A 22,620-nucleotide genomic window follows, 5' to 3' on the forward strand; every position below is an offset into this window, starting at 1 on the left:
AGGATCGATGACGATCCAACCCTCGCTCCTCGGCGACACGCTCACGCCGCGCCGTCGCGGCGGCGGTCTGCCGGCGCCGGCCGAGGGCTCGCCGTTGCGCCGCGCCGCGCCGCCGGGCGTCTATCTCGGCACATCCTCGTGGTCGTTCCCGGGCTGGCAGGGATTGGTCTGGCAGGGCCAGCACACCGCGCCCAGCCTGTCGCGCGACGGCCTGCCGGCCTATGGCGCCCTCGGCCTGCTGCGCACCGTCGGCATCGACCGCAGCTTCTACGCGCCGATGACGGCCGACGAGTTCGCCGCCTACGCGCTGCAGGTGCCGGCCGATTTCCGCTTCCTGGTGAAAGGGCCGGCGCTGGTCACCGACGCCGTGATGCGCACCGGGGACGGAAGCGGCCGCGCGCCCAACCGCTGGTTCCTCGACGCCGATATCGCGCTCGACAAGTTCATCGGCCCGGCGATCGAAGGCCTGGGCCGGCGCGCCGGCCCGCTGGTCTTCCAGTTCTCGCCGGTGCCGCGCGGCATGCTCGGCGATCCCCTCGCGTGGGTCGAGCGCCTCGGCCTTTTCCTCGAGATGCTGCCGCGCGAGATCGGCGGCCTGAAGCCGCTCTACGCCGTCGAGCTGCGCAATCCCGAGTTCCTCACGCCGCGCCTGATGCGCATGTTGAGCGGGCAGGGCGTACGCTACGTCGTCGGCCTGCACGACCGCATGCCCGGCGTCGAGCGCCAGGCAAACGCACTGCGCGTGCTCGACGACTGCATCGAAGGCGACTACGCGCCGTCAGGGCCGCTGATCGTGCGCTGGAACCTCAGGCCCGGCCTGAAATACGAGGAGGCCAAGGCGCACTACTTCCCGTTCAACCGCCTCATCGACGAGGACCCCGACACGCGCCGCCGGCTCGCGACACTGGTGCGCGCCGCCATGCGCGGCGGCCACCCGGCCTTCGTCATCGCCAACAACAAGGCCGAGGGCAGCGCGCCGCTCACATTGCTGAAGCTTGCCGAGGCGATCGAGGCCGCGGGGTGACGCTGCTTGCGGAATGGGGTCTTGAAGGTCGGCGACAGGTCAACTCATGACCGACACGAGGGGATAGTGACCAGCCGGGCGTCAGAACGGGTACGGCTCGGCGAGCAATCGGTCCTCGCGCGTCTTGCGCCGCCGCCAGCCCAGTTCGACGGGCACGTCGAACAGCCGGCCCGGCGCGAACCGCGCCAACGTCGGCCGGAGGTCGGGAACTATCACCCGTATGACTGTGGCCGGAATGTCGGCGCGAGAGACATCGCAAAGCCACCAGCCTATCCCGCGCTCGTCTAGCTGCACCGCGACGCTCCCGTGGTCGCTCGCCTTCTCGCCAGGACTCGGCGCGGGCGGCGATGTGCCGGCAGGCGCCGGCATCAGAAAGCGGTCCCGGTCACATCCTGCGGTTAGATGCCAAGCCAGCAGGCTGGCGGCGTTCTCGTCGAGCGCCGCCCAGCCACGCCGCTCCATTGTCGCGCGCAAGTGCCCGAGATTGAGCAGGAAGAGCAGCATTTCCCGCAACGCCGACTCGGCCGCCGCGAGGGGCTGCATCGCCGCGGCCGTCGCGAGCGCTGGATGCCGTCCGTCGCTGTCGCACGACACCGCGGCTACCACTGGGATGCCAAGATCGTGTGTGAGGTCGAGGAACTCAAGCCCGCGGCCCCGAGCACGGAGCCATCGCCTGACGTCGCCGATCCAGCCGCCGCAGTCGACCGGCATCGAAGGGCGAGCGAGTTGATTGTACCACCAGATCGCTGCCGCGTCGCGTTCGCAGGCCTCGGCTAGCGCCCGTTCGACGGCTCCGCGGGCATCGCCGCCCAATGCGACACCGGTGCTGCTTGCGCGCAGCCATGGTGCTCTGACGCGATCGGGATGACCGAGCAGGATCAACCCGGCCGGCACGAGGATCGCCGATCGCCGCCCCACTCCGTCGGCCTCGATCCAGTCGATCGGCATGGTGGCATCAACCGGCGGCGGGATGGCGTGCTTATCGCGATGACGCAAGTTCCACATCGGTGCCATCCGCGCTTGCGCGTGGCTGACGAGCAGCAGACGGTCCGGATGCAGCATTCGCGGCGACGAGCCTGGCGCCAGACGGCCCGCGGCTGGCCGGTCAGCGGCATAGGTCAGACAATACCTCTCCGCGGCTTCGGCAGCGGCTCTGAGTCGGGCTTCTTCGATCGTCCGGCCGAGACCCGAGGTCACACGTTGTGCGCTCCGCCCCGGTGCGCCGAGGGCCTCAGGCCGATGGCGGACACCGGCAATGACCGCGCGAAAGGGGGCGTCGTCTCCAACCGGCAGCTCTTCGAGCCAGTCCGTGGCCGCGGCGGCAAGAGGATGCCAGTCGATGGCGGCGCCCTTGCTGCTCTTCGGCACTGCAAGTTCTTGTAGATTCTGATCGTGCGTCGGATGGCGTTTCATGACAGAGTTTCTGTAGTTGCACCCAAGTATGCAACATTGATTCTGGGGGCGGGGTCATGGCTAGGTTTCAACTGAAGTCTGGAGCCACGCTGCGACAGCTAGGCGAGAAGATCCACCAGCTGGCGGCGATGTCCAACACCGAGTACAGCGCCGCCGTCGTCGATCCACGAGCATTTTTCTCCGGTGTCCTCGATGTGCCCTCGTCGACTGACGTCGTGCTCGTCAAGGACGAGCAAAACCTCAGACACATCATCGTGCCTTACTACCCCGAACCACCGACGTCCGGCGGCGCCGAGATGGCTGGCGTTGTGGTTCTCTGCGGATGCGGCGAGTAGTGTCGTGCCTGCCTGCTTCGGCGTCGGTTGGGGGCAGTCCGGCCTATCGGCAAGGTGACAGGCCGCTATGGAGCGGCGTCTCGTCACCATCCTCGCGGCTGACGCGGTAGCGTTCAGCAGACGTTTGGCGTCTGATGAGGACCGTACCCTTGCTGCTCTGGTCGGCGGGCGGAAGCTCATGGAACGCGTCGCGCAGCATCGCGGCGGACGGCTGATCTCCAGCCCCGGCGACTTCCTCCTCTGTGAATTCGTCAGCACTACCGACGCGCTCGACGCCGCCCTGCTTTTTCTCAGTACACTTTCCGGATCGCCCGACGGGCAGACCGAGGGCGTCTCGATGCGCTATCGCATCGGCATCGATCTCGGCGAGGTGGTGGACGCCAACGGCGATGTGCTCGGATCCGCGGTGAACGTGGCCGCCCGCTTGCAGCAGCTCGCCAAGCCGAACCAGATCCTGGTCACCCGCAACGTGTACGAGGTTGTCCGCCAACGGCGCGGATTGGCCTTCCGTTCGTTGGGGCCGACCCGCCTCAAGAACCTGCCGACAACCAGTGTGTACGCGGTCAGACGTATGCCCACTCACGCCGGTGGCGCGGCGGCAGAGACAGCCGACGATCTGGCAGGCGGTACTGTCATTCCCGGAGCAGAGCGCGAGCCGCCGGCAATCGTTGTCCAGCCATTTCAGCCTCTGGATGCGCGCGAGGCAACGCGAACTCTGTCCCTCAGCCTCGCTGAGCAGCTCCTTGCCTGCCTTGGCACTCTGCGATCGGCGACGGTTTACGACCGCTTGCCGCCGCGCGACCGCGGCGTCTACGTGCTGGGCGGCACGGTCGAGACGGATCGCGGGCTGAACGTGACGGTGCGGCTGACCGAATTCGCGACCGGCCGGTCAATATGGAGCGACCATTTCGGCTCCACCTCAGGATCGAGCACAGATGTCCAGACGAGAATCATCCGTGAGGCTTTGGAGGGACTACAGATCTCGCTAACCGAAGGGGAGCAGGCGCGCCTCTGGCATCGCTCGACCACAGCACTGGTGGCCTGGGAGAGCTTCCAAAAGGCAAAGGAACTGGAACGCCGGCATCACCGGGAGAGTCACATCCAGGCGCGCGAGCTTTACCGGCGGGCGCTGGAGGCCGATCCCGACTATGCGGCGGCGATCGTCGCGCTCGCTTTCTGTCATATCGACGAGGCACGCCTCGGCTGGAGTCTCGACGAGGGCGCCTCCGTCGCGGCGGCGCGGACGCTTGAGCGGCGGGCCTCGCGCCTGACGGCCGAGTATCCGGATCTGCATGCCCTCCGAGCGTTTATCCACCTGCTGGACGGTGACCATGCCGGAGCAATCGCCGAGGGTCACCGTGCTGTCGGCCTGGCGCCGCGAAGCTCTGAGATGGCAGGCTATCTCGGCACACTCAATCGTGCGGTAGGTGACCATGCTCAGGCGTTGGGCTGGTACGCGCGTGCTCTCGAGCTGAGCCCAGTGAACCCTGCGTGGGTCATTAGCAACATGGGCAACGTTCATCTCTTTGAAGGGCGCATTGACGCCGCGCTAGCCTGCTACCGCGACGTGCTAAGTCGCGAGCCCGACTACCTCGGGGCCCATGTCGGCATGGCGCTGGTGTTGTTGCGCCGTGGCGCACGAGCGGATGCTGCTCGACATGCCGCAACCATCTCGCGCATCGACCCGATGTTCGAGACGGCGCGTTGGGCGCGGCGCTTCTCGTTCGGCCGCGGGGAGGATGTGTGGCCACTGGTCGAGGACCTGCGCAGCCTGGGCCTGCCCTAGCAGAATGGCGGGTGCCGCAACGAGGTGGACCGGACAAAGGACTCTGTGGAAGCTGGCGGAGGCACTCGAGGCTACTTCCTGAAATGCGTCTCGTAGGTCTCGACCAGCGGCGACAGCTCAGCCCAGTCGCGCCGCGAGCGGGTGAAGACGTGGCGGATGTCCAGGCGGTCCGGCCCGATGAAGCCTGGGTCGTCGAACGCGCCGGCAGGCACGGCGCGGATGCCGGGCGCCGCCTCCAGGGTGAAGCCGAGATTGCTGCCGCATCGCGGGCAGAACTCGACATCCAGCCAGCGGCCGGACTCGTCGGAGACGTGGCGATAACGCGTGACCGGCGTGCCGCTGAATGCCACCTGGCCGTCGGCGAACACCACCTCGGTGCCGAAGGCGGTGCCGGTGCGCCGCTGGCACCAGGTGCAATGGCAGATGGTCACGCGCAACGGCGCGCCGTTGGTCCTGAAGCGCGCCGCCCCGCAGACGCAGCCGCCCGTGTGCTCTGTCGCCATGCTGCCTTCCGTTTCGGATCGAGGACTATGGTCACCGGCCGGCGCCTTTGCCAATGGCGGGCCGCCGTTGGACCGTCGCTCGCTCGCCGGACCGCGATCCGGGTTCCAGTGCCGTGTCGATCGTGACATGCAGCGCACGCTGTCACGGCGCAAGGTCACAGGCCCGTGACGCGATACCACTTGCCCCGAGCGGATTTGTCTTCATGCTGTGAGCCATGCGTCGTTCGCGGCTGCGACGGATCGTTGGCACGGTGCTCGGGCTCCTGGTCGCCTTGAGCATGAGCGCATCTGTTGTCCAGGCGAACCAGATGGCGGCCAGGATGGCCGTTTCCTACGGCATGGGCGACGATGGCGCCTGCGACGGCTGCAGCGGCGACGGTTCTGGCAAGATGGCGACCGGGTGCAGCGTCGCGCTCTGCACCGTGGCCGTGGTGGCAGCCCTGCCGCAGACATTGTCCATTGTTGGGGTGGAAGCACGCGAGCTGCCTTCACCGACCGTGCGGCTCCTGTTCGGGTCCGCACCGTCACCCGAGCCTCACCCTCCACGATCCAGCAATCTCGACTGACGCGACCTGATCCGCCGTTCCTGGCGGCTCCCCGCGTCTGAGCGGCTGCGCACGCCCGCGACGTTGGTCCGGACGCTGATTGCGGATTCATCGGAGACACGTCGCTGTGCCCGCGCCTTCACCAGGCTTGATTGCGCGAGGGTCGACGAGTGGAAATCCCATCTGGCGGAGTGATTTCGCGCCGCGGCCTGCTATCCGCGGCAGGGGGCCTCGCGCTGATCGCGGGGCGTCCGGCGCGGGCTGGCCGCGTCTATCGGATCACGGCGGCGCCTGCACGCGCATCGCTGACCGGGCAGGAGCACCGCGCAACAGACGTGTGGGCTTACGATGGAGTCGTGCCGGGTCCGACGCTGCGTGTGCGACAGGGCGAGCCGGTCCGCATCGTCGTCGAGAACAGGCTGCATCAGGACACCACCGTGCACTGGCACGGCATTCGACTGCCGATCGGCATGGACGGCGTGCCCGGCATCTCCCAACCGCCGATCGGGCCCGGCGGCACCTTCGTGTACGAGTTCACGCCTCCCGACGCCGGCACGTTCTGGTACCACCCGCACGCCAACAGCCTGCAGCAGCTCGGCCGCGGACTCGCCGGCCCGCTGATCGTCGAGGAGCACGAGAAGGCGGCCGTGGATCGCGAGCTGCTGTGGATGCTGATGGACTGGCGATTGGCGCCAGACGGGCGGATCGCCGCCGGCTTCGGCAACATGATGGAAGCCGGCATGTCCGGGCGGATCGGCAACACCGTCACGCTCAACGGCGTGGTTCCCGCCGACGAACGGGTGCGGGCCGGCGAGCGCGTGCGCATCCGGCTGATCAACGCCGCATTGGCGCGCATCATGGCGTTGCGCTTCGAGGGCCATCAGCCGGTCATCGTGGCCATCGACGGCCAGCCCTGCGATCCCCACGAGCCGGTCGATGGCCGCCTCGTGATCGGTCCCGCGATGCGCGTGGACATCGTGCTCGACATGCGCGGTGAACCCGGCCGGCGCTATCGCGTCGTCGACGATTTCTACGACGATCTCGACTACCGGCTGGTCCACCTGGCCTACGACGAGCGGCCGCCCATCCGCACGCCGCTGTCAGATTTGCCGCCCAGGCTGCCCCGCAACCCGATTCCGGAGCCGGATCTGCGATCGGCGGAGCGCCGGGAGCTGGTGCTGCAGGGCGGCATGATGGGCGGCGGCGGAATGAGGGGCATGGGCCGCGCCATGTGGAGCATCAACGGCACGGCGATGACCGGCGACGGCCATGCCGGCATGCCGCCGCTGACGACGCTCGAGCTGGGGCGCAGCTACCTGCTGCGGCTGCGCAACGACACCGCCTGGTGGCATCCCATGCACCTGCACGGCCACAGCTTCCGGGTGCTGCGTCGCAACGGGGCGGACGTGGCGCACCACATCTGGGCCGACACGGTGATGCTGGCGCCCCGCGAGGCCGTCGACATCGCCTTCGTCGCCGACAATCCCGGCGACTGGATGCTGCATTGCCACGTCATCGATCACCAGACGACCGGGATGATGGCGGTGCTCCGGGTCGGCGAAGGAGACAGGGGACGATGAGACAACCACTCCTGAAAGTTTCCCGGCGTCGGGGAGGAACCGTGCAATCCAGCGAAAGGAGCCATCCCATGCTTCGTGTCCTCATTCTTGCCGGCGCGCTGATGACCGGCGCCGCGACGGCGCACGCCCAGGAGGTGCTCAAGGCGATCCTGTACAAGAGCCCGCAGTGCAGCTGTTGCGAGACCTACGCGTCGTACCTGCGCGTCAACGGCTTCGACGTGACGGTGAAGTCGACCCACGACCTCGACAGCATCAGCCGCAAGGCTGGCGTGCCCTCGCACCTGCAGGGCTGCCACTCGATGTTCATCGACGGGTATGTCGTGGACGGTCACGTGCCGGTCAACGTGGTGCGCCGGCTGATGTCCGAGCGGCCGCCGGTAGCCGGGATCTCGCTGCCCGGCATGCCGACCGGTTCGCCCGGCATGGGTGGCAGCAAGACGGCTCCGTTCGTCATCTACGCGCTGCCCAAGGACGGCGGGGCGCCCAGCGTCTACGCCAGGGAATGATCGACGAGGAGCGTCAGGTCGACCGGCGCGAATCCCAGGCTGTGGGGGTTCTCCCGGCGGCTGTTGTGAAAGTTGGAGAGCACAGATGAGTCCCGGAACTCGTGGCTTTCTGTCGCGCTGGGGTTGGTGGCTCGTGTCATCGCTCCTGGCGACAAGTGCGATCGTCGCATGGCTGGCGTTGGATCCGGGAATTTGGGGAAATCGCCCGGATGTGAAGCCCACGATGGCGTCCGATGCCTTCGGACAGCGCGTGCGCGACTATCTGCTCGCCAATCCCGAAGTCATTGTCGAGGCGGTCGAGCGCCTGGAGGCGCGCCGACGCGCTGCCGTTGAAACCGAAGGGCAGGCGACGCTGAAGTCGCGCGCCGAGCAGGTGTTTCGCGACCCGGCCAGCCCGGTCGGCGGCAATCCCGAAGGCGACGTCACGCTGGTCGAGTTCTTCGACTACAACTGCCCCTATTGCCGGCAGGTCGCAGGGGCGATGGACGAGGCGCAGAGCGCCGATCCCAAACTGCGCATCGTGTACAAGGAGTTCCCGATCCTTGGCGCGAATTCCGTCGCCGTGGCGAAGCTTGCGCTCGCCGCGCACCGCCAGGGCCAGTACGCCGCATTCCACAAGGCGCTCATGCAGGCGCGCGGCATCGCCGATGAAGCGAGCGCGCTGCGCGTCACGGAGGCAATCGGGCTCGACGTCGAGCGCCTCAAGACCGATAGGCGCGACGCCGCCATCCGGACCGAGATCGACCGCAACCTCGAGCTGGCGCGGGCTCTGCGCATCGCGGGCACGCCGGCATTCGTGGTCGGCACGCAGGTCCTGCGTGGCGCCACCGACGCGGCGACCCTGCGCAAGCTCGTCGATGAAGCGCGGAGGAAACCGTGACGATGGCCGAGATCACCAACATCGGCGCGCTGACGCCGGCGAGCATCGGCTGACGGGCGCGGGCGAAGCCTGGCATGGCTGATATCGCATCGGGAGGGGCGCTCGACTTGGTATGGACGGGGTGGTTGTGCCTGTGGCTCGCGATTGTGTTCTCCGTGGGTGCTGATCGTCGGCGCGCGGTTCCGGATTCCGGAACGAATGTCGCAGGCCGCCACCCTTGCTATTGGCCGGAACCGCCGCTAGAACCGCCGCCATCTCGCACGCGGGGATCGCGGACGTCGGGGAGACATCCCGCCGCCCGTTCCGGTGTCCGACAGGACAACCCCCGCGGAGGCTGAACCGGAGAAGGGTATAGACATGTCGATGCCGACGTTCACCATGCGTCAGCTGCTCGAAGCTGGCGTGCATTTCGGCCACCACACGCGCCGCTGGAACCCCGCCATGAAGCCGTACCTGTTCGGGGTGCGCAACGGGGTGCACATCATCGATCTCACCCAGACCGTGCCGCTGCTCGAGCAGGCGCTGAAGGTGGTGCGCGACACGGTCGCCGCCGGCGGCCGCATCCTGTTCGTCGGCACCAAGCCGGCGGCGGCCGAGCGGGTGGCCGACGCCGCCAAGCGCTGCGGCCAGTACTTCGTCAACCACCGCTGGCTCGGCGGCATGATGACCAACTGGCAGACCATCTCGGCCTCGATCAAGCGCCTGCGCGAGCTCGACGACAAGCTGTCGTCCGGCGCGCTGGAAGGCCTGACCAAGAAGGAGACGCTCGACCTGACGCGCGAGCGTGAGAAGCTCGAGCGCGCCCTGGGCGGCATCAAGGAGATGGGCGGCCTGCCCGACCTCCTGGTGGTGATCGACACCAACAAGGAGCAGATCGCGGTCAAGGAAGCGCAGAAGCGCGGCATCCCGATCGTCGCCATCCTCGACAGCAATTCCGATCCCGACGGCATCACCTATCCGGTGCCGGGCAACGACGACGCCATCCGCGCCATTTCCCTGTACTGCGACCTGATCTCCTCGGCCGTGCTCGACGGCATCCGCGAGGAGATCCGCGCCGCCGGCGGCGATCTCGGCGAGTCGGCCGAGCCCAATGCCGAGGAGCTGCCCGAGATGGCCGCCGAGGGTGTCGCCGCCGAGGGCGCCGCCGGGGAAGAGGCCGCGCCGCCTGCCGCCTGAGGTCCGCGCCATTCATTCGCATTCGCATCGGCCGGTCCCGCGGACCGGCCGACCCGCATCATGGAGACCGCTATGGCTGAGATCACCGCCGCCCTGGTCAAGGAACTGCGCGAGAAGTCCGGCGCCGGCATGATGGACTGCAAGAAGGCGCTGACCGAGACCGGCGGCGACATCGAGGGCGCCGTCGACTGGCTGCGCAAGAAGGGCCTGTCGGCCGCCGCCAAGAAGGCCGGCCGCGTCGCCGCCGAGGGCCTGGTCGGCGTCGTCTCGGCCGGCACCGAGGGCGCCGTGGTCGAGGTCAATGCCGAGACCGACTTCGTCGGCCGCAACGAGACCTTCCAGAAGTTCGTCGAGCGCGCCGGCCGGCTGGCGCTCGCCAATGACGGCGATGTCGCAAAAATGCAGACCGAGGTGCAGGCCGAGCTGACCCAGCTGATCGCCACCATCGGCGAGAACATGTCGCTGCGCCGCGCCCGCAAGCTCAGGGTCGGCCAGGGCGTGGTGGCGAGCTATGTCCATACCCCGGTGACGCCGTCGCTGGGCAAGATCGGCGTGCTGGTGGCGCTGGAATCGGCCGGTGACCCGGCCAAGCTGGCTGCCTTTGGCAAGCAGCTGGCGATGCATGTCGCGGCGACCAACCCGCAATCGGTGTCGGTGGCCGAGCTCGACCCGGCCGCGGTCGAGCGCGAGCGCGCCGTGCTGACCGAGCAGGCCGCCGGCTCGGGCAAGACGGCCGAGATCGTCGCCAAGATGGTCGAGGGCCGCCTGCGCAAGTTCTACCAGGACGTGGTGCTGCTCGAGCAGACCTTCGTCATCGACGGCGAGACCAAGGTCGCCAAGGCCGTCGAGGCGGCCGGCAAGGAGGCCGGGGCGCCGGTCAAGGTCGCCGGCATCGCCCGCTTCCAGCTCGGCGAGGGCATCGAGAAGAAGGAAAGCGACTTCGCCGCCGAGGTCGCGGCCCAGCTCAAGGCCTAGCTGTCGGCACGGGGTCTGCACACGAAATACTGTGGGCGGCGGGTCGCTGCGCGTGTAGTATCCGCCGATCCCCGCAGAGGCCGAAGATGTCCGCGAAACCCCTCTATCGCCGCGTCCTGCTGAAGCTGTCCGGCGAAGGGCTGATGGGCGAGCGCGAGTACGGCCTCGACCCGGTCATGCTCTCGGGCATCGCCCAGGAGATCCGCACCGTCCACGAAATGGGCGTGCAGGTCTGCATCGTCATCGGCGGCGGCAACATCTTCCGCGGCATTTCCGGCGCCGCTGCCGGCATGGAGCGCGCCAGCGCCGACTACATGGGCATGCTGGCCACCGTCATCAATTCGCTGGCGCTGCAGAACGCGCTGGAGAAGATCAGCCTGCACACGAGGGTGGTCTCGGCCATCCCGATGACCACGGTATGCGAGCCCTACATCCGCCGCCGCGCCGTGCGCCACATGGAGAAGGGCCGGGTGGTGATCTTCGCCGCCGGCACCGGCAATCCCTTCTTCACCACCGACACCGCCGCCGCCCTGCGCGCCGCCGAGATGGGCGCCGACGCGATGCTCAAGGCCACCCAGGTCGACGGCGTCTACTCGGCCGACCCGCGCAAGGATCCCAATGCCCGGCGCTACGATCGGCTGACCTATCTCGACGTGCTGTCGCAGGATCTCCAGGTGATGGACGCCTCGGCGATCTCCCTGTCGCGGGAGAACGGCATCCCGATCCTCGTTTTCGACCTTCACACGCCCGGCGCCTTCGCGCAGGTTATGCGCGGTGAAGGTACCTTCACCATCATCACCGACGAGGTGTGACCATGGTTGCGCCAAACCTGCAGGACTTCGAGAAGCGCATGGATGGCGCGCTCGAGGCGTTGAAGAAGGAGTTTGCCGGCCTGCGCACCGGCCGTGCGTCGACGACCCTGCTCGACCCCGTCATGGTCGAGGCCTACGGCCAGCGCATGCCGCTGAACCAGGTCGGCACGGTGAGCGCGCCCGAACCGCGCATGCTGTCGGTGACGGTGTGGGACAAGGGCATGGTGCCGGCGGTCGCCAAGGCGATTCGCGAGGCCGGCCTGGGGCTCAATCCGCTGCCCGACGGCGCGCTGGTGCGCATCCCGATCCCGGCGCTCAACGAGGAGCGGCGCAAGGAGCTCACCAAGGTCGCGCACAAATACGCCGAACAGGCGCGCGTGGCGGTGCGCAACGTGCGGCGCGACGGCATGGAGCTGCTCAAGAAGGCCGAGAAGGATCACCAGATCTCGCAGGACGAGCACCGCAAGCTGAACGACGACGTGCAGAAGATGACCGACCGCCACGTCAAGCTGGTCGACGATGTGCTGCACGCCAAGGAGAAGGAGATCATGACGGTCTGACGGCGAAGGCCGCCGACCGTTCGAGTCCCGCATGCTGCAGCACGCCACCGCGCCCGCCGAAACCGCCGCCCTGCCGCGCCACGTCGCCATCATCATGGATGGCAATGGCCGCTGGGCGAAGGCGCGCGGACTGCCGCGCACGGCGGGCCATCGTCGCGGCGTCGAGACCGTGCGCGAGGTGGTGCGCGGCGCCGGCGAGCTCGGTATCGCCTATATCACGCTGTTCGGCTTCTCGACCGAGAACTGGAAGCGTCCGGCCGACGAGGTCGACTTCCTCATGGGTCTGCTGCGCCACTACATGCGGACCGAGCTCGACACACTGGCAAAGGAAGGCGCGCGGCTGCGCGTCATCGGCGATCGCGCCGGCCTGCCGCGGGACATCGCCACGATGATCGACGAGGCGGAGGCGCGCACGCGCGCGAACGCGCGCATCAACGTCACCATCGCGCTGAACTACGGCGGCCGCGCCGACATCGTGCGCGCAGCGCGGCGACTGGCCGAGCGGGTGGCGGCGGGCACGCTGGCGCCCGAGGCGATCGACGAGACCGCGCTGACGCGCGAGCTGCTGACGGCCGACATTCCCGATCCCGACCTGCTGATCCGCACCAGCGGCGAGCAGCGCATCAGCAACTTCCTGCTCTGGCAGTCGGCCTACGCCGAGATGCTGTTCGTCGACACGCTGTGGCCGGATTTCGGCAAGGCGCAGCTGGCCGCCGCGGTGGCCGAGTACAGCCGCCGGGAGCGGCGATATGGCGCCGTCGCCGGCTGACGCGACAGCCGCGCCCCGCCGAGCCCGCCGCGACCTGATCCTGCGCATCGCATCGGCGCTGGTGCTGGCGCCGGTTGTGCTGGCGGCGACCTGGCACGGCTTTCCCTTCTTCGACCTGCTGCTGGCGATCGGCGTGGTGCTGGCCTGGCGCGAGTGGCGCCTGCTGGTGGGCGGCCTGCGCCGTCCAGCGCTGCTGCTGTGTGGCGCGGCCTACATCGCCGCGGTGGCGCTCTCGCTGCTTTCGCTGCGGCACGAGCCGGAAACCGGCCTGCAGGCGGTGCTGTGGCTGCTGGCCACGGTCTGGGCCACCGACATCTTCGCCTATGTCGCGGGGCGCACGCTGGGCGGACCGAAGCTGGCACCGAGGCTCAGCCCGAAGAAGACGTGGTCGGGCGCGCTGGGCGGGCTGGCCGCCGCGATCGCCGTCGGCGTCTGTACCGCATGGCTCTTTACCGGCGGTTCTGCTATCCGGCTGGCGATGGCGGGCGGCCTGCTCTCGCTGGTGTCGCAGGCCGGAGACCTCGCGGAGTCGGCGGTGAAGCGCTACGTCGGGGTCAAGGATTCCGGGCGGCTGATTCCGGGACATGGCGGGCTGCTCGATCGTGTCGATGCGTTGATGGCCGCGGCGGTGGCAATGGCCGCGATCCGGCTGGCCGGCGACGCGCGCTGGCCCTGGTAGGAAGCGCATGAAACGGGTCACCATCCTCGGCTCCACCGGCTCGGTCGGCTGCAGCACGGTCGACCTGCTGGCGCGCCATCCCGAGCGCTACGAGGTCGAGGCGCTGACCGCCAACGCGAATGTCGATCTGCTGGCCGAGCAGGCGCGTCGGCTGCACGCGAAGCTGGCGGTGGTCGCCGACGAGGGTCGCTACGCCGATCTGAAGAGAGCGCTCGACGGCTCGGGTATCGCCGCCGCCAGCGGCGCCGAAGGGCTGCGTGAAGCCGCGGCGCGGCCCGCGCAATGGGTGATGGCTGCGATCGTCGGCTTCGCCGGCCTGCCGCCGATCCTGGTCGCCGCCGAGCGTGGCGCCACCATCGCCCTGGCCAACAAGGAAGCCCTGGTCTGCGCCGGCGGCCTGCTGATGGACGCGGTGCGACGTGGCGGCGGCACCCTGATGCCGGTCGACAGCGAGCACAACGCGATCTTCCAGTGCCTCGAGGATCGCAACCGCGACCGGGTGGAGCGGCTGATCCTGACCGCCTCGGGCGGGCCGTTCCGCAACTGGTCGCTGGCCGAGATGGCGGCGGCCACACCAGCGCAGGCGGTCAAGCATCCCAACTGGGACATGGGCGCCAAGATTTCGATCGATTCGGCGACCATGATGAACAAGGGCCTCGAGCTGATCGAGGCCAACATCCTGTTCGGGGTCGCCCCCGAACGCATCGAGATCGTCATCCACCCGCAATCGGTGATCCATTCGATGGTCGCCTACAGCGACGGCTCAGTCCTGGCCCAGCTCGGCACGCCCGACATGCGCACGCCCATTGCGCATGCGCTGGCCTGGCCGGAGCGCATCGAGACGCCCTCGGAGCGGCTGGATTTCCGCACGTTGCAGGCACTGACCTTTGAAGTCCCTGATATTGAACGGTTTCCCGCCCTGAGACTGGCACGAGAAGCCTTGCAAACTGGCGGGATTTCAACCACGATAATGAATGCTGCCAATGAGATAGCGGTTGGTTCTTTTATTGCGTCTGAGATCGGTTTCTTGGATATCGCACGGATAGTGGAAGATGTTCGTGCCGGGTTGGGAAAAAGACTGACGCTTGCCGGCGACTGCGTCGATTTCGCCGCGTTGCGAGACGTCGATGAGGAAGCCAGAAGCGAGGCCAGGGCTATGTGCGCAGCGCGCCGCTATGGGGCCTGAACGCGGGGGAATGTAGGTTTCATGGATTTCTTCGGGTTCATCACCAACAACATCCTCACGTTCATCGTGATCATGACGGTGCTCGTGTTCGTCCACGAGTGGGGCCACTACTGGGTCGGCGTGCGCAACGGCATCAAGGCGGAGGTGTTCTCCGTCGGCTTCGGCCGCGAGATCTGGGGCTGGACCAGCCCAAAAACCGGTACACGTTGGAAGATCTCGATCCTGCCGCTGGGCGGCTACGTCAAGTTCCTGGGCGACAGCAATCCAACCGGCGCCGGCGCGGCTGATGGCCGGCTGAACGCCGAGGAGCGCAAGCGCGCCTTCCACAATCAGCCGCTGGCCGTACGCACCGCCGTGGTTGCGGCGGGGCCGGTGGCCAATCTGCTGCTGGCCGTCGTGCTGATGTTCGTGCTGCTGATGACCTTCGGCCGGCCCTTCACGCCGCCGCAGATCGTCGTGCCGGCCGGCACCGGCCCGGCCGCCGCGGCCGGCCTGCGTACCGGCGACGTGGTGACGGAGATCGCCGGGCGCAACGTCGCCAGCTTCGAGGACATCATCGGCACGGCGCAGCTTTATCCCGGCGTGCCGATCGCCATCGTCTTCACGCGCGACGGCAAGAGCTACCACCGCTCGATCACGCCGGCGCCTCGGCTGCTGGTCGACCGCTTCAGGAACGAGCACCGCCTGGGCGACCTTGGCGTCGACAGCGTGCAGGCGCTGCCGATCGTCGGCCGCGTCTTTCCGGGCAGCGCCGCGGAGCAGGCCGGCCTGCACAGCGGCGACCGCATCCTCGAGGTCGAGGGCACGCACATTGCGTACTTCATGGACATTCCGCAGATCATCCGTCAGCGCGCCGGCCAGCCGACGAAGATCCGGATCGAGCGCAACGGCGAGGTCATCGAGCTCACGGCATTGCCGGTGGCCGAGCAGATCCGCCAGGCCGACGGCACAACGCGCACCGAGGGCCGGCTGGGCTTCTCCAGCCCGCTCGCCTCGCAGGTCAAGCGCTTCGGTCCGCTCGAGGCGGCCGGCCAGTCGGTGGTCGAGGTCTGGCACATGTCGGGCACCATCTACACGGTGCTCAAGCAGATCGTGCTCGGCCTGCGGCCGGCCAACGAGATCGGCGGGCCGGTGCGCATCGCCAAGACGGCCGGCGAGGTCGCGCAGATCGGCTGGGGCGCCATCCTCTACTTCATGATCGGCCTGTCGGTGACTTTGGGTGTGTTCAACCTGTTGCCGGTGCCGATGCTCGACGGCGGCCACCTGCTGTTCTACGCCATCGAATGGGTGCGCGGCCGGCCGCTCAGCGAGCGAACCCAGGAGATCGGCTTCAGGATCGGCCTGGCGGCGATGGGCGGCCTGATGGTCTTCGCGACGTACAACGACATCGTGCTGATCGTCACGCGGCTGCTGACCCTCTAAGGTGCTGAAATTTCAGGGGTGGTGGTCGGCTTCGGCGTGGTTTAAAGAGGGGCCGCCTCGGCGCCACGATGGGTATCGGACCAGGGGAGTCTGTTTATTGATCCGCGTCCTGCGAAGCCTTCTCGCCCTGGCGCTCGTGCTGGCCGGCTATTCGGCGGTGCCGGCACTGGCCCAGCGCGGGCCGACCATCACCCAGGTGCAAGTCTCCGGCAACAGCCGCGTCGAGCCCGACACCATCCGCTCGTACATCACGATCCGCGAGGGCCAGCCCTTCGACCCGGCCGAGGCTGACAGGTCGCTCAAGGCGCTGTTCCAGACCGGCCTGTTCGCCGACGTCAGCGTCCAACGCGACGGCGGCACCCTGTTGGTCAAGGTGGTCGAGAACCCGATCATCAATCGCGTGCAGTTCGAAGGCAACCGGCGGGTCGAGGACGACACCCTGCGCCAGGAGATCGCTTCGAAGCCGCGTACGGTCTTCACCCGCGCCAGGGTCCAGTCCGATGTCCGGCGCATGCTGGAGGTCTACCGCAGGGGTGGCCGCTTCAACGCCGCGATCGAGCCCAAGATCATCCGGCTCGATCAGAACCGCGTCGACCTGGTGTTCGAGATCTTCGAAGGCAGCATCACGACCATCAGCCGCATCAGCTTCGTCGGCAACGAGAAGTTCAGCGACGGCAGGCTGCGCGAGCAGATCCGCTCGGTCGAGGCGGCATGGTTCCGCTTCCTGACCTCCGATGATCGCTACGATCCCGACCGCATCAACTTCGACAAGGAGATGCTGCGCAAGTTCTACCTGTCGGAGGGCTACGCCGATTTTCGCGTCGTGTCCTCGGTCGCCGAGCTGACGCCGAAGAGGGACCATTTCTTCGTCACCTTCACGATCCAGGAGGGTGAGCGCTACAAATTCGGCAAGCTCGAGATCAATTCGCGCTTCGAGGCACTCGATTCCAGCACGCTGAAGGCGATGATCGTCTCGCGCGAGGGCGACTGGTATGACGCCGACGAGGTCGAGGCCACAGTCAATGCCATCACGGAGGCGGTCGGCACGCTGGGCTACGCCTTTGTCGACGTGCGTCCCAACGTCCGCCGCAACAAGGACACGAAGACGATCGACATCACCTTCGACGTGCAGGAAGGCCCGCGCGTCTACGTCGAGCGCATCAACATCGGCGGCAATGTGCGGACGCTGGACAAGGTGATCCGGCGTGAGTTCCGTCTTGCCGAGGGCGATGCCTTCAATGCCGCCAAGCTGCGCCGCTCGCAGGAGCGCCTGCGTGCGCTCGGCTACTTCGAGAAGGTCGACATCACCAACCAGCAGGGCTCGGCCCAGGACAAGACGGTCATCAACGTCAATGTCGTCGAGCAAAGCACCGGCGAGATCTCGTTCGGCGCCGGCTACTCGACGTCGGCGGGCGTCCTGGGCGACATCACGGTGCGCGAACGCAACCTGCTGGGCGCGGGTCAGGACCTGCGGCTGGGCCTGTCGCTCGGCACGCGCCAGACGCAGATCGACCTCAGCTTCACCGAGCCGTACTTTCTCGACCGGAATCTGGCGGCGGGCTTCGACATCTTCCGCATCGGGCGCGACCTTCAGGAAAGCAGCTCGTTTGACGAGCGAACCATCGGCGCCGCGCTGCGCCTCGGCTACGCACTGAGCGAGCACACGCGGCAGACGTTCAAGTACTCGTTCAAGTACGACGAGATTTTCAACGTCCAGGCCAATGCCTCGCCGTTCATCCGGCGACAGGCAGGCAGGACCTATACCTCCGAGCTGGGCACGGTGATCACCTGGGATCGCCGCAACGACCGCCTGCTGCCGACCAAGGGCTGGGTGGTGCGCTGGACGACGGAGCTCGGCGGCCTGGGCGGCACCGAGCACTATCTGCGCAACCGCGCCGACGCGGCGATCCATTTCCCGATCGCCACCGATTTCGTGCTGTCGTTCATGGCCTCGGGGGGCGCCGTCTTCGGCATCCGCGACGACGTGAAGATTTCGCAGCGCTTCTTCCTTGGCGGCGATACGTTTCGCGGCTTCCAGATCGCCGGCATCGGCCCGCGCGACGGCAACGACTCGCTGGGCGGCAAGTACTTCTACACGGCGACGGGCGAGATCAGCTTCCCGCTCGGCCTGCCAAAGGAACTGCAGATCGTCGGCAAGGGCTTCATCGAGGTCGGCAGCCTGTGGGGCACCGACGATGTCGGCGCGACGATTCGTGATACCTCGGCACCGCGCGTGGTGGCCGGCATCGGCATACAGTGGGTCTCGCCCTTCGGCCCGCTGCGCATGGACTACTCTTTCCCGATCAAGTACCAGCCGTTCGACAACCGGCAGCGTTTCAACTTCAGCTTCGGCACCCGGTTCTGAGCCGGGCGGGCCGTGGCGTCGACGCGAGCGACGTTATGACTGCGATGCCTTCAGCCGTTCCTACGGTGATCGACGTGGTGGATATCAACCGGATCATGAAGATGATCCCGCACCGCTATCCGCTGCTGCTCGTTGACCGCGTCATCGACCTCCGCCTGGGCGAAAGCGCGATCGGCATCAAGAACGTCTCGATCAACGAGCCGTTCTTCCAGGGCCATTTCCCGACCGATCCGGTGATGCCCGGCGTGCTGATCGTCGAATCGATGGCGCAGACGGCGGCGGTGCTCGTGGTGGCGACTCTCGGCGCGGCGTCCGAGGGCAAGCTGGTCTATTTTCTCTCGATGGACAATGTCCGCTTCCGCAAGCCCGTGACGCCTGGCGACCGCATCGAGATCCACGTCAACAAGCTGCAGGCGCGCCAGAGCGTGTGGAAGTTCGAGGGCAAGGCGGTGGTCGACGGCAAGGTGGCTGCCGAGGCGACGTTTGCGGCGATGATCCGCGGCGTCTAGGTCGCGAGCAGGGAGGGTGTGACCATGGATGGCACGAGCGCCGATACCGGCTATCGCATGCTGCACACGATGCTTCGTGTCGGCGACCTCGACAGATCGATCGATTTCTACACCCGGCTGCTGGGCATGAAGCTCCTGCGCAAGCGTGACGTTCCCGCCGGAAAGTACACTCTGGCCTTCGTCGGCTACGGCGAGGAGACCGACAGCACTGTGATCGAGCTGACCTACAATTACGGTAAGGACAGCTACGACCTGGGCACCGCCTTCGGCCACCTCGCGATCGGCATGCCGGATGTCTACGGGGCGTGCGAGAAGCTGGCCAAGGAAGGGGTGAAGATCCCGCGCCCGGCCGGTCCGGTGCAGCACGGCACGACGGTGATCGCGTTCGTCGAGGATCCGGACGGCTACAAGATCGAGCTGATCCAGCGCGCGTAGGTTCCCTTCCCCCGGAGGGGGAAGGTAAGACCAAGAAGGCGGGCTAATCCCACATCAGGATCAGCGCCGTCGCCACCAGCGCGCCCAGGGCGGCGAAGGCGAGGCGGCGGACGATGGTGAGCGCCGGCGCGCGGTTGTCGTTGGCGGCGGCGCCGACCCGGACAAGGCGCGGACGGTCGACCCGTTCGGCGATGCCGTTGCTTGCCGCCCAACCATCGCTGCGTCTGCCGCGCGCCGCCATGTCCGTGGCCTCCGTGTCGCCGGGCTCCCCGCTACTTGCGCGAATGCAGCGGCAGGTAGGGCCGCTCCGTCTGGCCGCTGTAGAGCTGGCGCGGACGGCCGATCTTGGACTGCGGGTCCTCGATCATCTCGGTCCACTGCGAGATCCAGCCCACCGTGCGCGCGATGGCGAAGATCACCGTGAACATGCTCACAGGGATGCCGAGTGCGCGGAAGATGATGCCCGAGTAGAAATCGACGTTGGGATAGAGCTTCTTGGAGATGAAGTACTCGTCCTTGAGGGCGAATTCCTCCATCTCCATCGCGAGCTCGAGCAGCGGATCGTTGCCGACGCCGAGCGAGGCCAGCACCTCGTGGCAGCTCTTGCGCATCACGGTCGCGCGCGGGTCGTAGTTCTTGTAGACACGGTGGCCGAAGCCCATCAGGCGGGTGTGGTCCGCCTTGTCCTTAACGCGCGCCAGGAACGGCCCGATCTTGTCCTTGCCGCCGATCTCCTGGAGCATCTTCAGCACGGCCTCGTTGGCGCCGCCGTGGCTGGGGCCCCACAGCGAGGCGATGCCGGCGGCGATGCAGGCGAACGGGTTGGCGCCCGACGAGCCGGCCAGCCTCACCGTCGAGGTCGAGGCGTTCTGCTCGTGGTCGGCGTGCAGCATCAGGATGCGGTCCATCGCCTTCTCGACGACGGGGTTCATCACATATTCCTCGGCCGGCACGCCGAACATCATGCGCAGGAAATTTCCGGCATAGCTCAGCTTGTTGTCGGGATACATGAAGGGCTGGCCGACCGAGTACTTGTAGGCCATGGCGCCGATGGTCGGCATCTTGGCGATCAGGCGGTAGGAGGCGACCATGCGCTGGTGCGGGTCGTTGATGTCCAGCGAGTCGTGATAGAAGGCCGACAGCGCGCCGACCACGCCGCAGCACACCGCCATCGGATGCGCGTCGCGCCTGAAGCCGCGATAGAACGTCGAGATCTGCTCATGCAGCATCGTGTGCATGGTGATGTCGCGCGTGAACTTGGCCTTCTGCTGGGCGTTGGGCAGCTCGCCGTTCAGCAGCAGGTAGGAGAGCTCCATGAAGTCGCTCTTCTCGGCCAGCTCGGCGATATTGTAGCCGCGATGCAGCAGGACGCCCTTGTCGCCGTCGATGTATGTGATCTTCGATTCGCAGGAGCCGGTCGAGGTGAAGCCGGGGTCGTAGGTGAAGTAGCCGGTATCGCCGTAGAGCTTGCGGACGTCGATCACGCTGGGGCCGATCGAGCCCCCCATGACCGGGAATTTCCAGGATTTGCCGGTGGCGTCATCCGTAAGGGTCACGGTGCCGGTATTGCTCATGGTCGCTCCCGCTCGATTTCCGTGCTGGCCAAGCCCCGCCATCCGCCGCGCGTGCGGACATGGCGCCCCCGGATTGGCCGATAAGGTCGTCGGTAAACTAACAAGCCGGTCCCGGGGGCGCAACGCAAGGACGCCATGTCACAGCCGTCAGGCGGCTGCGCGCAGGCGCGCCAGCGCTTCGTCGCGGCCGAGTATCGCCAGGACCTCGAAAATACCGGGCGAGACGGTGGAACCGGTAAGCGCTGCGCGCAAGGGCTGAGCGATCTGGCCGAGCTTCACGGCGGCGGTTTCGGCCACGTCCTTGACGGTGGCCTCCAACATTGATTCCGTCCAATCAACCGAGGCCGGCTCGAGCGCCGTCACGACACGCGACAGCAGCCCGCGCGCCTCGACCGTGATCAGCCCCCTGGCCTTGTCGTCCATCGGCGGCGCGCCGTGGCGGGCATAGAACACCAGCCCGGCCGCCAGCTCGACGATCGTGCGCGTGCGCTGCTTCACGCCGTTCATGCCGCGCGCGATCCGCTCCAGCGCGGTCGCCGACAACGGCGCCGCCAGCGTCTTCTCGATCAGCGGCCGCACCAGCGCCAGCAGCTCGGCGTCGGACGTCTCGCGCAGGTAGTGCGCGTTGAGGTTGGTGAGCTTGGCGAAATCGAAGCGCGAGGCCGCGCGGCCGACGTCGTCAATGTCGAACCACTCGATGGCCTGGGCGGTGGGGATGATCTCGGCGTCGCCATGCCCCCAGCCCAGGCGCAGCAGGTAGTTGCGCAGCGCCGAGGGCAGGTAGCCCATGTCGCGATAGGCATCGACGCCCAGCGCGCCGTGTCGCTTGGACAGCTTGGCGCCGTCGGGCCCGTGGATCAGCGGCACATGGGCGAACTCGGGCGCCTTCCAGCCCATGGCCTCGTAGACCTGCAGCTGGCGGAAGGTGTTGTTGAGATGATCGTCGCCGCGGATGACGTGGGTGATGCCCATGTCGTGATCGTCAACGACAACGGCGTGCATGTAGGTCGGCGTGCCGTCGGCGCGCAGCAGCACCATGTCGTCGAGCTGGTCGTTGGCGACCGTGACCTCGCCCTGCACGTGGTCGCGCACGGTGGTCGATCCGGTCTGCGCCGCCTTGATGCGGATCACCGGCTTGACGCCGGCAGGCGCGTCCTTGGGATCGCGCTCGCGCCACAGGCCGTTGTAGCGGATCGGCTTGCCGGCCTTGCGCGCCTCCTCGCGCATCGCCTCGAGCTCGGCCGGGCTGGCGTAGCAGTGATAGGCCTTGCCGGCGGCGAGCAGCTCGTGCGCCACCTCGGCGTGGCGCCGGGCGCGCGAGAACTGAAAGACGATGTCGCCGTCGGGCTGCAGGCCGAGCCACGACAGGCCGTCGATGATGGCGTCGATGGCCTCCCTGGTCGAACGCTGACGGTCGGTGTCCTCGATGCGCAGCAGGTAGGTGCCGCCGTGGCGGCGCGCATAGAGCCAGTTGAACAGCGCCGTGCGGGCGCCGCCGATATGCAGGAAGCCCGTGGGCGAGGGGGCGAAACGGGTGACGACGGTCATGCGCAATCCGGTGGAGCCAGCCACTTTTCGGTCAAAAA

General features: G+C 67.4%; 23 protein-coding genes. 18 read left to right on the plus strand and 5 right to left on the minus strand.

Features of this window, described 5'->3' with window-relative positions; translation table 11 throughout:
- The first annotated feature begins 7 nt into the window (after positions 1-7).
- Positions 8-1,024 carry a DUF72 domain-containing protein gene (locus KF889_16030; protein ID MBX3500948.1) on the plus strand — a complete coding sequence of 339 codons (1,017 nt, stop codon included), beginning with the start codon at positions 8-10 and terminating at the stop codon, positions 1,022-1,024.
- Between the two features lie 81 nt (positions 1,025-1,105).
- Here KF889_16030 and KF889_16035 read toward each other — a convergent pair whose 3' ends face one another.
- Positions 1,106-2,437, minus strand: coding sequence for a YcaO-like family protein (locus KF889_16035; GenBank protein MBX3500949.1), 1,332 nt, complete (start codon positions 2,435-2,437; stop codon positions 1,106-1,108).
- 56 nt (positions 2,438-2,493) lie between these two features.
- Here KF889_16035 and KF889_16040 point away from each other — a divergent pair, with 56 nt between their 5' ends.
- Positions 2,494-2,772: a hypothetical protein gene (locus KF889_16040; protein MBX3500950.1), complete on the plus strand. Its 279-nt coding sequence runs from the start codon at positions 2,494-2,496 to the stop codon at positions 2,770-2,772.
- A 67-nt stretch (positions 2,773-2,839) separates the two neighbouring features.
- The gene (locus tag KF889_16045) at positions 2,840-4,558 is read left to right on the plus strand and encodes a tetratricopeptide repeat protein (GenBank protein MBX3500951.1); all 1,719 of its coding nucleotides are present in this window, start codon (positions 2,840-2,842) and stop codon (positions 4,556-4,558) included.
- A gap of 71 nt (positions 4,559-4,629) precedes the next feature.
- Here the strand turns inward: KF889_16045 and KF889_16050 are convergent, their stop codons facing one another.
- A complete protein-coding gene (locus tag KF889_16050; GenBank protein ID MBX3500952.1) occupies positions 4,630-5,061 on the minus strand; it encodes a GFA family protein in 432 nt (143 codons plus the stop codon).
- A 215-nt stretch (positions 5,062-5,276) separates the two neighbouring features.
- Between KF889_16050 and KF889_16055 the strand changes: the two genes are divergently transcribed.
- The 15 genes from KF889_16055 (at position 5,277) to gloA (ending at position 19,460) form a co-directional block, all read left to right on the plus strand.
- Complete coding sequence (locus KF889_16055; protein ID MBX3500953.1) at positions 5,277-5,627, plus strand: hypothetical protein; 351 nt, start codon at positions 5,277-5,279, stop codon at positions 5,625-5,627.
- Between the two features lie 155 nt (positions 5,628-5,782).
- Positions 5,783-7,186: a multicopper oxidase family protein gene (locus tag KF889_16060; protein ID MBX3500954.1), complete on the plus strand. Its 1,404-nt coding sequence runs from the start codon at positions 5,783-5,785 to the stop codon at positions 7,184-7,186.
- 68 nt (positions 7,187-7,254) lie between these two features.
- Complete coding sequence (locus tag KF889_16065; GenBank protein ID MBX3500955.1) at positions 7,255-7,692, plus strand: CopG family transcriptional regulator; 438 nt, start codon at positions 7,255-7,257, stop codon at positions 7,690-7,692.
- An 85-nt stretch (positions 7,693-7,777) separates the two neighbouring features.
- Positions 7,778-8,572 (plus strand): DsbA family protein, encoded by a 795-nt coding sequence (locus tag KF889_16070; protein MBX3500956.1) that lies wholly within the window; start codon positions 7,778-7,780, stop codon positions 8,570-8,572.
- Between the two features lie 357 nt (positions 8,573-8,929).
- Positions 8,930-9,748 carry a 30S ribosomal protein S2 gene (gene rpsB, locus KF889_16075; GenBank protein MBX3500957.1) on the plus strand — a complete coding sequence of 273 codons (819 nt, stop codon included), beginning with the start codon at positions 8,930-8,932 and terminating at the stop codon, positions 9,746-9,748.
- A gap of 72 nt (positions 9,749-9,820) precedes the next feature.
- Positions 9,821-10,723 carry an elongation factor Ts gene (locus KF889_16080; protein ID MBX3500958.1) on the plus strand — a complete coding sequence of 301 codons (903 nt, stop codon included), beginning with the start codon at positions 9,821-9,823 and terminating at the stop codon, positions 10,721-10,723.
- Positions 10,724-10,809: 86 nt separating this feature from the next.
- Complete coding sequence (gene pyrH / locus KF889_16085; GenBank protein ID MBX3500959.1) at positions 10,810-11,535, plus strand: UMP kinase; 726 nt, start codon at positions 10,810-10,812, stop codon at positions 11,533-11,535.
- A 2-nt stretch (positions 11,536-11,537) separates the two neighbouring features.
- Entirely contained in the window at positions 11,538-12,095 is a 558-nt protein-coding gene (frr, locus tag KF889_16090; protein MBX3500960.1) for a ribosome recycling factor, read from the plus strand.
- A 31-nt stretch (positions 12,096-12,126) separates the two neighbouring features.
- Positions 12,127-12,864, plus strand: coding sequence for an isoprenyl transferase (locus KF889_16095; protein ID MBX3500961.1), 738 nt, complete (start codon positions 12,127-12,129; stop codon positions 12,862-12,864).
- Entirely contained in the window at positions 12,845-13,543 is a 699-nt protein-coding gene (locus KF889_16100) for a phosphatidate cytidylyltransferase (GenBank protein ID MBX3500962.1), read from the plus strand. Before KF889_16095 ends, KF889_16100 begins: the two co-directional genes overlap by 20 nt.
- 7 nt (positions 13,544-13,550) lie before the next feature.
- Positions 13,551-14,729 (plus strand): 1-deoxy-D-xylulose-5-phosphate reductoisomerase, encoded by a 1,179-nt coding sequence (locus KF889_16105; GenBank protein ID MBX3500963.1) that lies wholly within the window; start codon positions 13,551-13,553, stop codon positions 14,727-14,729.
- 21 nt (positions 14,730-14,750) lie between these two features.
- Positions 14,751-16,151, plus strand: coding sequence for an RIP metalloprotease RseP (gene rseP, locus KF889_16110; protein MBX3500964.1), 1,401 nt, complete (start codon positions 14,751-14,753; stop codon positions 16,149-16,151).
- 109 nt (positions 16,152-16,260) lie between these two features.
- Entirely contained in the window at positions 16,261-18,516 is a 2,256-nt protein-coding gene (bamA, locus tag KF889_16115; GenBank protein ID MBX3500965.1) for an outer membrane protein assembly factor BamA, read from the plus strand.
- Between the two features lie 35 nt (positions 18,517-18,551).
- On the plus strand, positions 18,552-19,025 hold the full coding sequence (gene fabZ, locus KF889_16120) for a 3-hydroxyacyl-ACP dehydratase FabZ (protein MBX3500966.1): 474 nt from the start codon (positions 18,552-18,554) through the stop codon (positions 19,023-19,025).
- Between the two features lie 24 nt (positions 19,026-19,049).
- Positions 19,050-19,460 carry a lactoylglutathione lyase gene (gene gloA / locus KF889_16125; GenBank protein MBX3500967.1) on the plus strand — a complete coding sequence of 137 codons (411 nt, stop codon included), beginning with the start codon at positions 19,050-19,052 and terminating at the stop codon, positions 19,458-19,460.
- 43 nt (positions 19,461-19,503) lie between these two features.
- Here gloA and KF889_16130 read toward each other — a convergent pair whose 3' ends face one another.
- The 3 genes from KF889_16130 to KF889_16140 form a co-directional block, all read right to left on the minus strand.
- On the minus strand, positions 19,504-19,701 hold the full coding sequence (locus tag KF889_16130) for a hypothetical protein (GenBank protein MBX3500968.1): 198 nt from the start codon (positions 19,699-19,701) through the stop codon (positions 19,504-19,506).
- A 31-nt stretch (positions 19,702-19,732) separates the two neighbouring features.
- Positions 19,733-21,034 (minus strand): citrate (Si)-synthase, encoded by a 1,302-nt coding sequence (gene gltA / locus KF889_16135; protein MBX3500969.1) that lies wholly within the window; start codon positions 21,032-21,034, stop codon positions 19,733-19,735.
- A 147-nt stretch (positions 21,035-21,181) separates the two neighbouring features.
- Positions 21,182-22,582 (minus strand): glutamate--tRNA ligase, encoded by a 1,401-nt coding sequence (locus KF889_16140; protein MBX3500970.1) that lies wholly within the window; start codon positions 22,580-22,582, stop codon positions 21,182-21,184.
- Between the last annotated feature and the right edge of the window lie 38 nt (positions 22,583-22,620).

This window comes from Alphaproteobacteria bacterium (assembly GCA_019635875.1).
Lineage (GTDB): Bacteria > Pseudomonadota > Alphaproteobacteria > Reyranellales > Reyranellaceae > JAFAZJ01.

What these genes read in the sequence shown, in the direction of transcription:
- KF889_16030 (MBX3500948.1), top strand. Translation starts at nt 8, where the DNA reads ATGACGATCCAACCCTCGCTCCTCGGCGACACGCTCACGCCGCGCCGT.
- KF889_16035 (MBX3500949.1), bottom strand. Translation starts at nt 2,437, where the DNA reads ATGAAACGCCATCCGACGCACGATCAGAATCTACAAGAACTTGCAGTG.
- KF889_16040 (MBX3500950.1), top strand. Translation starts at nt 2,494, where the DNA reads ATGGCTAGGTTTCAACTGAAGTCTGGAGCCACGCTGCGACAGCTAGGC.
- KF889_16045 (MBX3500951.1), top strand. Translation starts at nt 2,840, where the DNA reads ATGGAGCGGCGTCTCGTCACCATCCTCGCGGCTGACGCGGTAGCGTTC.
- KF889_16050 (MBX3500952.1), bottom strand. Translation starts at nt 5,061, where the DNA reads ATGGCGACAGAGCACACGGGCGGCTGCGTCTGCGGGGCGGCGCGCTTC.
- KF889_16055 (MBX3500953.1), top strand. Translation starts at nt 5,277, where the DNA reads ATGCGTCGTTCGCGGCTGCGACGGATCGTTGGCACGGTGCTCGGGCTC.
- KF889_16065 (MBX3500955.1), top strand. Translation starts at nt 7,255, where the DNA reads ATGCTTCGTGTCCTCATTCTTGCCGGCGCGCTGATGACCGGCGCCGCG.
- KF889_16070 (MBX3500956.1), top strand. Translation starts at nt 7,778, where the DNA reads ATGAGTCCCGGAACTCGTGGCTTTCTGTCGCGCTGGGGTTGGTGGCTC.
- rpsB (MBX3500957.1), top strand. Translation starts at nt 8,930, where the DNA reads ATGTCGATGCCGACGTTCACCATGCGTCAGCTGCTCGAAGCTGGCGTG.
- KF889_16080 (MBX3500958.1), top strand. Translation starts at nt 9,821, where the DNA reads ATGGCTGAGATCACCGCCGCCCTGGTCAAGGAACTGCGCGAGAAGTCC.
- pyrH (MBX3500959.1), top strand. Translation starts at nt 10,810, where the DNA reads ATGTCCGCGAAACCCCTCTATCGCCGCGTCCTGCTGAAGCTGTCCGGC.
- frr (MBX3500960.1), top strand. Translation starts at nt 11,538, where the DNA reads ATGGTTGCGCCAAACCTGCAGGACTTCGAGAAGCGCATGGATGGCGCG.
- KF889_16095 (MBX3500961.1), top strand. Translation starts at nt 12,127, where the DNA reads ATGCTGCAGCACGCCACCGCGCCCGCCGAAACCGCCGCCCTGCCGCGC.
- KF889_16100 (MBX3500962.1), top strand. Translation starts at nt 12,845, where the DNA reads ATGGCGCCGTCGCCGGCTGACGCGACAGCCGCGCCCCGCCGAGCCCGC.
- KF889_16105 (MBX3500963.1), top strand. Translation starts at nt 13,551, where the DNA reads ATGAAACGGGTCACCATCCTCGGCTCCACCGGCTCGGTCGGCTGCAGC.
- rseP (MBX3500964.1), top strand. Translation starts at nt 14,751, where the DNA reads ATGGATTTCTTCGGGTTCATCACCAACAACATCCTCACGTTCATCGTG.
- fabZ (MBX3500966.1), top strand. Translation starts at nt 18,552, where the DNA reads ATGACTGCGATGCCTTCAGCCGTTCCTACGGTGATCGACGTGGTGGAT.
- gloA (MBX3500967.1), top strand. Translation starts at nt 19,050, where the DNA reads ATGGATGGCACGAGCGCCGATACCGGCTATCGCATGCTGCACACGATG.
- KF889_16130 (MBX3500968.1), bottom strand. Translation starts at nt 19,701, where the DNA reads ATGGCGGCGCGCGGCAGACGCAGCGATGGTTGGGCGGCAAGCAACGGC.
- gltA (MBX3500969.1), bottom strand. Translation starts at nt 21,034, where the DNA reads ATGAGCAATACCGGCACCGTGACCCTTACGGATGACGCCACCGGCAAA.
- KF889_16140 (MBX3500970.1), bottom strand. Translation starts at nt 22,582, where the DNA reads ATGACCGTCGTCACCCGTTTCGCCCCCTCGCCCACGGGCTTCCTGCAT.